Genomic DNA, 11,277 nt, shown 5'->3' on the forward strand with positions numbered 1-11,277 from the left:
TGCGACCACGGGTCAGGCCGGTGGCAGGGAACGCCCGTCGCGGCGGCGTGGCACCACCGTCAACCCGGCGGCGCCAGCGGCGGCACGGGCCGTCTGGCCGGCGTCGATCGGCTTGGCCACCGTGTCCGGCTCGGGGATGAGCAGGCCGCCGACCTCACAGCCGAGCACCACGCAGATGACGTCCAGGTCCGTCAGCTTGACCGTGACCGGCTGCCCGGACCACAGGCCGGACATCTTCCCGGCGGAGATCACCAAACCGTGGTCGGCGAGCAGGCGCTGCATCTCCGACGCCTTCCAGATACCACGGTTGGCGGCAGCCAGCCGCAGGTTCCAGCGCATTGGAGACCACCTTGCCCACATTCATCATCTGTGCCCACCGCCCGTCCCGGGTCGCGCTGCACACGCACACCCGCGACCTGCACGCCTCCTCTTCGATCGGCCAGGAGATCCAGCTGCGGCAGTTCCTGCTCAGCCAACCCGACTGGTACCCGATCGCCGACTACCACGACTACGGCAGCAACGCCCGCCGCACCGGGCCGGCGTTGCGGCAGGCGGTCGCCGACGCCCGCACCGGGCAGTTCGACGTCCTGCTCGTCGCACGACTGGGCCCACCGTGCTCGGCCGCATGGTGGGCCCAGTCGCCGCAGTCCTGGCCGACCTGGACCGGGCCGGCGTGGCCCTGCGCACCGCGGACGGCGCGGTGGACACGTCCCACCCGACCGACCGGCTGCTGCTGGCGATGCTGACCGTCGTCGCCGGGTTCGAGGCCGCCCAAGACGCCGCACTCGACGGCTTCGCACGCGCTCGCCGTCGTCACCGCCGCGCGCATTGGACCGCGTGTCGGGCCGTCCGAGCGCGGCTGAGGGAAGAAGAGGACCACCGTCATGGCGCGTCGCGCCACCACCCGTGCCGTCGCGCAGGCCGCCGACAGCGGCCTGCGGGTGGCCATCTACATCCGCCGCTCCACCGACGAGGAGCACCAACCCTTCAGCCTGGAAGCCCAGCAGACCAAGCTGGACGCCTACGTCGTCTCGCAACCCGGCTGGCGGCTGGTCGCCGTGTACTCCGACGACGCCTCCGGCGCCAACCTGGACCGCCCCGGCCTGCGCCAGGCGCTCGCCGACGCCCGCTCCGGGCAGTTCGACATCCTGCTGGTCTACCGCGTTGACCGGTTCACCCGCCGCATCCGCGACCTGTCCTACCTCGTCGACGAACTCGACCACGCCCACGTCGCGTTCCGCTCGGCCACCGAACCGTTCGACACCGCCACCCCCGCCGGCCGGATGATGGTCCAGATGTTCGCCGTGTTCGCCGAGTTCGAGCGCGAGATGATCGCCGACCGGGTCGTCAACGGCATGGAACGGAAGGCGGCCAAGGGTCAGTGGACGCTCGGGCAGGTGCCATACGGCTTCGCCCGTGAAACCGATGACACCCTAGTGCCATCGACGACGAGATCAGCATCGTCCAGGAGATCTTTCGCCTCTACACGCGACGGCGGATGGGTACGCGCGCGATCGCGACGTACCTCAACCGGCAGGGACAACTCCGCCGCGGCGCACAACGCAAGGCCACCGGGCAGGGCCCCGCGCGGCCGTGGAGCCACAAGACGGTCGCCGACATTCTCATCAACCGGGTCCACCTCGGCGAAGTCCACTTCCGCGAGGTCATCGCGACCGATGCCCACGAAGCGACGGTCGATCCGACCACCTTTCGACCTGGCGGAGGAGATCCTCGCGCAGCGCGGCGAAGTACCGACGAAGGCGTCCAGCCCCTCCGACTACCACCTCACCGGCAAAATCACCTACCCCGCGTGCACTCGCCGCTACGTCGGCACCAACGCCGGTGGACGCAGCCGCACCTACCGCTACTGCACCTGCTGGACCCGCAGCCGCTACGGCGTCGACCACTGCGCCGCCCCCCGCATCCACGCCGACGCCCTCGACAGTCTGGTCCTCGACATCCTTCGCGATTTCTACACCAACCACCTCACCGAAGCATTGGATGCGATCACGGCAGCGCGGGCGCAGCACCATCGCGCGCGAGGCGGCTACGAGCATGAGCTGACAACCATTGAAGATCAACTAGCCGCGAAGGAATCAGTGGTCGACAGGTACCTCACCGACTATGAGGAAAACAGGATCGAGCGCGACACCGTCGCCGAACGGATCGAAAAGATCTCCGAGCAGATCCGACAGCTGCGCCACCGCCGTGACGAGTTGACCTTCCTCCTCGACGTCGACGCAGACGAACCTGACGGCACCCACCTCGTGGAGATCCGCGACCGCATCGCTGAGATCATCGAGACGGGCAGCGCGGCCGAACGCAAGGCGATGTGCGAAGCCCTGCTCGCCGAGGTACGCATCGACCGCGAGACCGCGACACCAGTAGTCCGCATCCCGCTCAGCAGGGCGGACAGGCCCTCGATCCTGCACGCAGAAGCGCGAACCGCGGATCGGAATGCGGTTCGCGCCTGTCCACCTTCGTTGGGCCGGTCGGGACTCGAACCCGTGGCACCCCGCCCCCTCCCCTACCGATCCCGGTGATCACCGCCGAGAGCGTGTAAGCGCCGGGCCAACTCGGCAGCTCGTACCTCCGACCCATACCCCTTGGGATCGGAGCGCTACCTGCCGAGCCGCGCCTCCTGCCAGTTGGGTCCACTGACCATGCCAGTTGGGTCCGTTGGCCCCTGCTGGTTGGGTTGGTTGAGTCCGGTTGGGCCCCGCTCAAGCCGCAGGTGCCGAGTTGGGCGACCCAGTTGGGCCATGGGTGGGCGTGAACAAGCCTTCCGCTCACGACGCCGCAACTGCCGACGACGACGCGACCGAACCACGCCCGCACATCGGCACTCGCACCGACAGGTCGACGTCTCACCCACGGGGCCTAATGCTCATTCCCCCAGATGAGCCGCCCGTGATCACGCCATCCGCCGCACGCGCAATGCTCAAGATCCTCGTCGCAGCACGTGAACGATGCTCACGGCCGCCGATGCATCGCAGCGCATCCTCACCCAATCGTCCCGAGCCCGAGAAGGCGGATACCTGACGTCGCCTTCCCCCTCCAACGCACACCAACCACAGACCGCACGCCGACCCACTACGCAGGAGCGATCATGGACTTTGCCTTCTACGGACTGGCGGCCACGACAGAGCGCCGTGCCGCCCGAGCCCTCCACACCGACCAACTCGCCGACGCGACCAGCCGCGTGCAACGGCACGGCGGCCACATCATTGCCGACTATTTCCACTCCTCCAGGCGCCGCCAGCACGTCATCCCGGATCCGAACCCAAGCTCCTGGGGCAGGAACTCCCACTGGATGCCGGTATGCAGCACGAACAAGATCCCGCACAACACCTGCCGATCCGGGACCCGATTCCGACCGGGACGCCGCGAATCGCGTGGGACATGTCTGGGCAGCAGTGGCTCGATCCGCTCCCACAACCCATCGGGCACGATCCACGGCGGCTGCTCACCACGCCGCACAGCTCAGCACGGTAAACGATCGTCTACAAGGGACACCCGTTGTGTCATTGACCATCTTTGTTAGGAACTCTTAACCACCCCAGCAACCTTTCCCGGGACTGGGCCATCCCCGCGTGCGCGGGGAGCACTGGTGTGCCAGCAGCCAACCAGGCCATTGTGTATGGACCGTCCCCGCGTGCGCGCGGAGCACGCTTCGGTACCTCGATTGAGGCTCTGCGTGTGTGGACCATCCCCGCGTGCGCGGGGAGCACACGTACCGGTAGAGCCACCGGGGCCCGGTCTGCGGACCATCCCCGCGTGCGCGGGGAGCACCGCCTTGCCGCCGCGATGCGCATCGTGGCGCGCGGACCATCCCCGCGTGCGCGGGGAGCACAGGCGCTGTTGACCGCAGGCAAGGGCGCCCGACGGACCATCCCCGCGTGCGCGGGGAGCACGCCGTCAGCAGCCCCAGACCCGACTGTGGCGTCGGACCATCCCCGCGTGCGCGGGGAGCACGATCGGTAACAACCCGATCAAGGTCAAAGCCCGGGACCATCCCCGCGTGCGCGGGGAGCACGTCCTACACCGCCCAGGCGACCGGCGGTCAGTCGGACCATCCCCGCGTGCGCGGGGAGCACTCGCATACGTCCGGGCGTGGGCAGTCCGGGTTGGGACCATCCCCGCGTGCGCGGGGAGCACTCGCATACGTCCGGGCGTGGGCAGTCCGGGTTGGGACCATCCCCGCGTGCGCGGGGAGCACTCGCATACGTCCGGGCGTGGGCAGTCCGGGTTGGGACCATCCCCGCGTGCGCGGGGAGCACCGCACCCGCACCGGTCAGAGAGGCCGTGGCTCCGGACCATCCCCGCGTGCGCGGGGAGCACTGGACTTGCACCCGGACGACCGGGCGGAAGACCGGACCATCCCCGCGTGCGCGGGGAGCACTCCCTGTCCCGCTGTGGAGTTGTCCTCGCTGCCGGACCATCCTCGCGTGCGCGGGGAGCACGTCTCGACGAACAGGGTGCTGGTGTAGAAGTCGGGACCATCCCCGCGTGCGCGGGGAGCACGTCTTGGTCAACATGGCGAACGAGATTGAAGCCGGACCATCCCCGCGTGCGCGGGGAGCACAAGATGTCCCGGTTGTTCCACAGCGGGTAGTCCGGACCATCCCCGCGTGCGCGGGGAGCACGGCTCCTCGGTCCCGTCGGTGTACTCCCACACCGGACCATCCCCGCGTGCGCGGGGAGCACCGAGGACCGCGCCTACCTGTACCTGCCCGGTGAGGACCATCCCCGCGTGCGCGGGGAGCACCGAGTTCTTCGAAGCCGGTCTTCCTGGCGCCCAGGACCATCCCCGCGTGCGCGGGGAGCACTAGCCTTCATCGTCGAGCGTGCCCGCGACGAACGGACCATCCCCGCGTGCGCGGGGAGCACAACGTCTTGGCGAACGCGTCGGCGCTGGACGCGGGACCATCCCCGCGTGCGCGGGGAGCACGGCTTTCATGGCGATCATCGGAGTCTTGACCTCGGACCATCCCCACGTGCGCGGGGAGCACAGCCACACCGAGGAGTGGAGCTTCCTCGAACGGGGACCATCCCCGCGTGCGCGGGGAGCACGCCGGCGGCCGGGACGCCGCGATCCAGCAGCAAGGACCATCCCCGCGTGCGCGGGGAGCACATCGCCGCGCTGGTGTGCTTCCTCATCGCCGCCGGACCATCCCCGCGTGCGCGGGGAGCACGTGCACCTGCGGAGCACCATGGATTGGCGGTACGGACCATCCCCGCGTGCGCGGGGAGCACGTGCTGCCGTCGCGCCGCTTCCGGCCCATCACCGGACCATCCCCGCGTGCGCGGGGAGCACGCGCTGCAGTACGCCCGCGCGGCCGCGAGGTTCGGACCATCCCCGCGTGCGCGGGGAGCACGTGCTCCGCGCCGCGGGCGTCGACCCGGACTGAGGACCATCCCCGCGTGCGCGGGGAGCACGCAATGCTATTGCCAGTACCCTTGTCCTCAGTCGGACCATCCCCGCGTGCGCGGGGAGCACAGATGCGCAAGGCGACAACCGCCGATGAGGTGAGGACCATCCCCGCGTGCGCGGGGAGCACGCGCATTATCTGCAGCTCGGCCAGCGGGTCGATGGACCATCCCCGCGTGCGCGGGGAGCACATGCGGCCCGGCACCAACACGGCAAGCGACGCCGGACCATCCCCGCGTGCGCGGGGAGCACTTCGCCACGAGCGGCGTCTTGCGCTGAAGGGGCGGACCATCCCCGCGTGCGCGGGGAGCACGACGGGCTGGTAGTCGCTCACTGCTCTTCTCCGGACCATCCCCGCGTGCGCGGGGAGCACGAGGACGGCTTGTACCTGCTGCTCGGCGAGGTCGGACCATCCCCGCGTGCGCGGGGAGCACGGGTCGTAGCAGATCAGGATGTCGGAGATCGGGGGACCATCCCCGCGTGCGCGGGGAGCACTTCTGCGCCGCCGCCGGCCGCCGCCCGGTCATGGGACCATCCCCGCGTGCGCGGGGAGCACGTCGACTACCGCCCGACCCGCAAACCGGCGTCGGGACCATCCCCGCGTGCGCGGGGAGCACTCGGTGTCCGGCCCGTACTCGTGGCCCTTCGACGGACCATCCCCGCGTGCGCGGGGAGCACGTGCCGTCGCGCAGGACGGCGGCGATGCGCCGTGGACCATCCCCGCGTGCGCGGGGAGCACGGATCGCTCATCTTCCGGCCGGGGTTCGGCGGCGGACCATCCCCGCGTGCGCGGGGAGCACGCGGCAAGGGCGAAGAGCAGGCCCTGGCCGCGCGGACCATCCCCGCGTGCGCGGGGAGCACGAAAGACACCATTTCGTTTTCTCCCTCTCCTTGGGACCATCCCCGCGTGCGCGGGGAGCACGTCAGGGTCGTCTCCGCGAACGTATTCGAGTAGGGACCATCCCCGCGTGCGCGGGGAGCACCACATCGCCGGCGAGCCCGGGCACCCTCGACAGGGACCATCCCCGCGTGCGCGGGGAGCACATGTCGTTGAGCTTCTGGTTGATGGTGCGGACCGGACCATCCCCGCGTGCGCGGGGAGCACGTAGATCGCTGTGGCCGGACCGGCGGGCGTCCAGGACCATCCCCGCGTGCGCGGGGAGCACCGTACTGATCCTGCTGGGTCATTGGGTGGTCAAGGGACCATCCCCGCGTGCGCGGGGAGCACTGAGGTCCGCGCCGCACGTGGCGCACTTGTTCAGGACCATCCCCGCGTGCGCGGGGAGCACGCGTACGCGGCGGACTTTCCGGTGCTGATGGACGGACCATCCCCGCGTGCGCGGGGAGCACGAGGCGGTCCTGATCTAGGGCCTGGCTGCACCCGGACCATCCCCGCGTGCGCGGGGAGCACCCGAATCCCTTGGCGCTCGTCGGGGTGAACTCGGGACCATCCCCGCGTGCGCGGGGAGCACACCGCCGGTTCCGGGCAGACGATCATCTCGGAGGGACCATCCCCGCGTGCGCGGGGAGCACGGTGATGATGGCGGGGCAGGGAAAGCACCTCTCCGGACCATCCCCGCGTGCGCGGGGAGCACGCGGACGAGACGGCCGCGGCCGAGCCGCTGGCCGGACCATCCCCGCGTGCGCGGGGAGCACGGCGCTACTCCCGAGGCACCGGAACCGAAGAATGGACCATCCCCGCGTGCGCGGGGAGCACTCGGTTACGGGCAGTCCGCGCGCCGCCGCGTTCGGACCATCCCCGCGTGCGCGGGGAGCACTTGTTCGGCCGGCCGCGCGGAACGCGAGGCTCAGGACCATCCCCGCGTGCGCGGGGAGCACATCGGCTCCCGCTAACCGGAGTGGTGCCTCCAGGGACCATCCCCGCGTGCGCGGGGAGCACCCGAACGCGACCTCGCTGGTTGCGTCCGTGTCGGGACCATCCCCGCGTGCGCGGGGAGCACGAGACGGCTAGCGCCAACGACGGGGCCATGGTGGGACCATCCCCGCGTGCGCGGGGAGCACTCCTGGATGCATTTTGGGGCTTTGGCCGCTAACGGACCATCCCCGCGTGCGCGGGGAGCACGTTCACGGTCACATCGTCACGGGCAGCGGCTGCGGACCATCCCCGCGTGCGCGGGGAGCACACCGTCTGGCCCAGCAAGTTCTGGACGACCTGCGGACCATCCCCGCGTGCGCGGGGAGCACTTAATGACCGCGTCAATAAACGACTGCTGCCAGGGACCATCCCCGCGTGCGCGGGGAGCACACACCCGCCCGGAACTTCCGGACGATCACGGCCGGACCATCCCCGCGTGCGCGGGGAGCACGGCGCCCAGGACGTGAACCCGTGGTTCATCGAAGGACCATCCCCGCGTGCGCGGGGAGCACGAGACCGACGCCGACGGCAACCTGCACTGCAAGGGACCATCCCCGCGTGCGCGGGGAGCACACCCCGGGGTTGGTGAGGGTGGCCCCGCTGACAGGACCATCCCCGCGTGCGCGGGGAGCACAGCGTCTCCTCCGACACGGTGATCGTGATCTCTGGACCATCCCCGCGTGCGCGGGGAGCACGCCGCCGACCAGATGATGAACCGCGGTCGCTAAGGACCATCCCCGCGTGCGCGGGGAGCACGACACTGCGCAGGCGGCGACCGGCACGGTGGAGGGACCATCCCCGCGTGCGCGGGGAGCACGTTCGGCCAATTCGGCGTGAAGCTCACAGTCCCAGGACCATCCCCGCGTGCGCGGGGAGCACAACGGCTGGCGGCCCACGCCGAGCCGATACAGCGGACCATCCCCGCGTGCGCGGGGAGCACCCGCGGGCGATGGCGCGGCTGCCGGCGGACATGGGACCATCCCCGCGTGCGCGGGGAGCACTTTGCCGCCATGTTGTCGAGGCTGTTCGTCGCCGGACCATCCCCGCGTGCGCGGGGAGCACGCCATGCCTCTCGTCACCGATGTATCGATCAACGGACCATCCCCGCGTGCGCGGGGAGCACGCGGCATCCGCCCCGATCCCGTCGATGAGCACGGACCATCCCCGCGTGCGCGGGGAGCACGACTTCAGCCTCCTCGACGGGCCGCGGATCCAGGGACCATCCCCGCGTGCGCGGGGAGCACTCAGTTGCCATGGATCACCCCGTGGAACGGGCAGGACCATCCCCGCGTGCGCGGGGAGCACGGGACGGGCCAGGGCGGCGGCCAGGGTCACTGCGGACCATCCCCGCGTGCGCGGGGAGCACGCCGAGCTGGCTCACTTGGCCGCCTCCTCATCCGGACCATCCCCGCGTGCGCGGGGAGCACGTGGCTGCGTTCGAGTAGAGCGCAAACCACCAGGGACCATCCCCGCGTGCGCGGGGAGCACGTCGGCGGCGGCCGGCCCGGCCTCGGTGGCGCCGGACCATCCCCGCGTGCGCGGGGAGCACGACCGTGAAGAACAACTGCCGGCCGTCGGACAAGGACCATCCCCGCGTGCGCGGGGAGCACGACAGCGCCAACCAGAAGCGCGCCGAGCTGGTGGGACCATCCCCGCGTGCGCGGGGAGCACGCGAGCGGCGGCGTGCGGTTCGCCGTCGCCCTGGGACCATCCCCGCGTGCGCGGGGAGCACAAGAGCCCGCCGGGATTGGCCGGCGGGCTCCCCGGACCATCCCCGCGTGCGCGGGGAGCACGTCGGATGCCTACCTGTGCAGCGGCCTGGTGTTGGACCATCCCCGCGTGCGCGGGGAGCACGTCCGCGGCGAGATCGGCAGGCTCAACCGGGAGGGACCATCCCCGCGTGCGCGGGGAGCACACTTGTTGACCTGCGGCCCTGAAGATCCAGATCGTCAATTCTCTTCACTCGGTATCGACGATTGGCCAGATCCGCGTGTCCGGCGGCCGAACCGTCGACGGCGTGATGCGTTGCTCCAGCCTTTCGGCAGTGCGGCGTTGAATACTGGTGCGCTGGGTCGTCGGATGAGGGTGATGCCGTCGAGGTCGACCGGGGTCCAGTGGTGGTCGTGTACCTCGAACCTGAGCCGCTGTTCGCCGTTGGTCTGGAACACCATGATGGCGCGGCCGGGGCCGGCCATGTCGATGACGCGTGCCCAGAGTCTGCGTCGGACGCGGGTGCTGACATGCCCGACGTAGACGCCGGCGGATAGTTCGAGGAGCCATTGGGTGAGGTGGCCGCGTAGCCCGGCGGGGCAGGCGGTGAGGATGATGACGGTCATCAGAAGTCGATGTCCTCTCCGCCGGCGTAGTTGCGGCCTGCCGGGACGTCGAATCCGTGATCGTCCCAGAGGCCGATCGACGTTTCTTCGTCGTCGATCTCGCCGGTCGGGTGTGGCTGGAGTAGCAGGGCGCGGATGTCGTGGACGCAGCGGCTGAGGATGGCGCCGTCGTGGATGCGGTCGCGGACAGCTCGGCGGGTGTCGGCACCGATGTCGGTCGAGTTGCTGGCGGCCACGTCGAAGGCCACGGGGATGGTGATGTCGGCCTTATAGAGGTCGGCGATGTCGTACACGAATGCGCGCTCGTGTCCGGTGTGGACGAAGCCAAGGCCGGGGGCGGCGCCGACGGCGACTATGACGGCGTGGACGATGCCGTACAAACAGGCATGCGCGGCGGACAGGGCCTGGTTGACCGGGTCACCGGCGGTGAAGTCGGCTTGGTCGTACTGCCGCTGGTTCCACGCCACGCCGGTGCGGGCGGCGTGCTCGCGGTAGATCCGGCGGACGCGTGCGCCTTCCTTGCCGCGCAGCTGCTGCATGGTCAGCCCGGTGGTGTCTTCGCCGGGGAACCGCATCGCATACATGCTGCGGGCTACGGCGAGGCGGCGTCCGCGGTGGCTGACCGCGGCGGCCTGCGCGACGAGCAGCCGGGTGGATGCGGCGAGGGAGCGGCCGTGGGCGTAGTAGCGCACGCCCCGCTCGCCGACCCAGACGGCGGTGGCGCCGTGGTCGGCGAGCAGGGCGATGGCCTGGTGCGTGATGCTGGTCCCGGGTCCCAGCAGCAGGACTCCGATGGATGCGGCCGGGATGTGCACGACGCCCCGGTCGTCGGTGGCGGTGATGGCGTTGCTGTCGCGGTGGATGACGCTGCGTTCGAGGTAGATGAAGCTGATCCGGTCCTCGGCCCGGGTGAGGGCGGGAAGGTCGGCCGGCGGTACCCCGGGGATCTGCATCGCTGGTCCGGGTCAGCCGACCGGGGCGATGGTGAGCAGCCCGCAGCCGTAGGCTTTGCCGTGGCCGATGCCGCCGGTGAGTGCCTGCCGGAACGCGGCGGCGTCGGCGACCTCGAGGACACCGTCGTAGGTGGCGGTGGTGAGGCTGACCGTGTGCATGCCGCGTTTGAACGTCAGGGTCTGCCGGCGGTGCAGGGCGAGGTTCGGTGCGCCGTCGCGCTGGGCGGCGACGGTGAACCCGCAGCGGGCCGTCCGGTCGAGCAGCCACTGGACCTGTTCCCCGGCGCGGAGCCGGCCGAAGCGTTGGGTGTCCTTGGACTCCGGGGTTTTGCGGCCGCTGTGGCTGGGGTTGGCGGTGAGCCGGAACGCCCACCGCTGCCCGGGCTGGAGCGAGGTGAGCAGGCCGTCGTAGGGGCGGGTGGTCCACGCCTCGGCGGTGTCCCGCCCGCCGGCCTGTTCGACCAGGTGGGCGAGGTCCGGAGCGCCGGGGCTCACGAGATACAGGTGGACGGTCCCGCCGGCGGTGGTGTCCAGCCGCCACAGTGCTCGCGCGCCGGGGCGTTCGTAGTCTTCGGGGGCGGCGAACGCGGCCCGGACGGCGGCGTGCATGGCCTGCGGCGAGCCGAGGAGCTTGCGGGCTCCGCGGCGGGCCGGGTCGATGGTGCACCGGGTGAGGTACAT

General features: G+C 70.7%; 5 protein-coding genes, 4 pseudogenes and 1 CRISPR repeat array. Of the genes and pseudogenes, 4 read left to right on the plus strand and 5 right to left on the minus strand.

The annotated features are described in order from the left end of the window. Positions 1-12: 12 nt before the first annotated feature. Complete coding sequence (locus tag AB0B76_RS47070; RefSeq protein WP_360388966.1) at positions 13-339, minus strand: helix-turn-helix transcriptional regulator; 327 nt, start codon at positions 337-339, stop codon at positions 13-15. A gap of 286 nt (positions 340-625) precedes the next feature. On the opposite strand from AB0B76_RS47070, the pseudogene AB0B76_RS47075 reads away from it, so the two are divergent. The 4 genes and pseudogenes from AB0B76_RS47075 to AB0B76_RS47090 all read left to right on the plus strand — a co-directional run. Then, positions 626-715 (plus strand): annotated as a pseudogene (locus tag AB0B76_RS47075) (hypothetical protein); the annotation flags it as partial. Between the two features lie 169 nt (positions 716-884). Next, positions 885-1,373, plus strand: a pseudogene (locus tag AB0B76_RS47080) (recombinase family protein); the annotation flags it as partial. A gap of 125 nt (positions 1,374-1,498) precedes the next feature. Further along, positions 1,499-1,651 (plus strand): annotated as a pseudogene (locus tag AB0B76_RS47085) (recombinase family protein); the annotation flags it as partial. Between the two features lie 25 nt (positions 1,652-1,676). Further along, a complete protein-coding gene (locus tag AB0B76_RS47090; protein ID WP_360389025.1) occupies positions 1,677-2,543 on the plus strand; it encodes a recombinase zinc beta ribbon domain-containing protein in 867 nt (288 codons plus the stop codon). A gap of 697 nt (positions 2,544-3,240) precedes the next feature. Here AB0B76_RS47090 and AB0B76_RS47095 read toward each other — a convergent pair. The 4 genes and pseudogenes from AB0B76_RS47095 to cas6e form a co-directional block, all read right to left on the minus strand. Further along, positions 3,241-3,480: pseudogene (locus tag AB0B76_RS47095) on the minus strand (transposase); the annotation flags it as partial. 100 nt (positions 3,481-3,580) lie between these two features. After that, positions 3,581-9,222: a CRISPR direct-repeat array (repeat unit 28 nt; unit sequence GGACCATCCCCGCGTGCGCGGGGAGCAC). Positions 9,223-9,256: 34 nt separating this feature from the next. After that, a complete protein-coding gene (gene cas2e / locus AB0B76_RS47100) occupies positions 9,257-9,643 on the minus strand; it encodes a type I-E CRISPR-associated endoribonuclease Cas2e (RefSeq protein ID WP_360388969.1) in 387 nt (128 codons plus the stop codon). Next, positions 9,643-10,596, minus strand: a complete 954-nt coding sequence (cas1e, locus tag AB0B76_RS47105; protein WP_360388972.1) for a type I-E CRISPR-associated endonuclease Cas1e — start codon at positions 10,594-10,596, stop codon at positions 9,643-9,645. The genes cas2e and cas1e overlap by 1 nt, the downstream gene beginning before the upstream one ends. 12 nt (positions 10,597-10,608) lie before the next feature. Further along, positions 10,609-11,277 (minus strand): type I-E CRISPR-associated protein Cas6/Cse3/CasE, encoded by a 669-nt coding sequence (gene cas6e, locus AB0B76_RS47110; RefSeq protein ID WP_360388975.1) that lies wholly within the window; start codon positions 11,275-11,277, stop codon positions 10,609-10,611.

This window comes from Dactylosporangium sp. NPDC049140 (assembly GCF_040648435.1).

Coding starts and splice junctions, on each gene's coding strand:
- AB0B76_RS47070 (WP_360388966.1), bottom strand. CDS start 339: ATGCGCTGGAACCTGCGGCTGGCTGCCGCCAACCGTGGTATCTGGAAG.
- AB0B76_RS47090 (WP_360389025.1), top strand. CDS start 1,677: ATGCCCACGAAGCGACGGTCGATCCGACCACCTTTCGACCTGGCGGAG.
- cas2e (WP_360388969.1), bottom strand. CDS start 9,643: ATGACCGTCATCATCCTCACCGCCTGCCCCGCCGGGCTACGCGGCCAC.
- cas1e (WP_360388972.1), bottom strand. CDS start 10,596: ATGCAGATCCCCGGGGTACCGCCGGCCGACCTTCCCGCCCTCACCCGG.
- cas6e (WP_360388975.1), bottom strand. CDS start 11,277: ATGTACCTCACCCGGTGCACCATCGACCCGGCCCGCCGCGGAGCCCGC.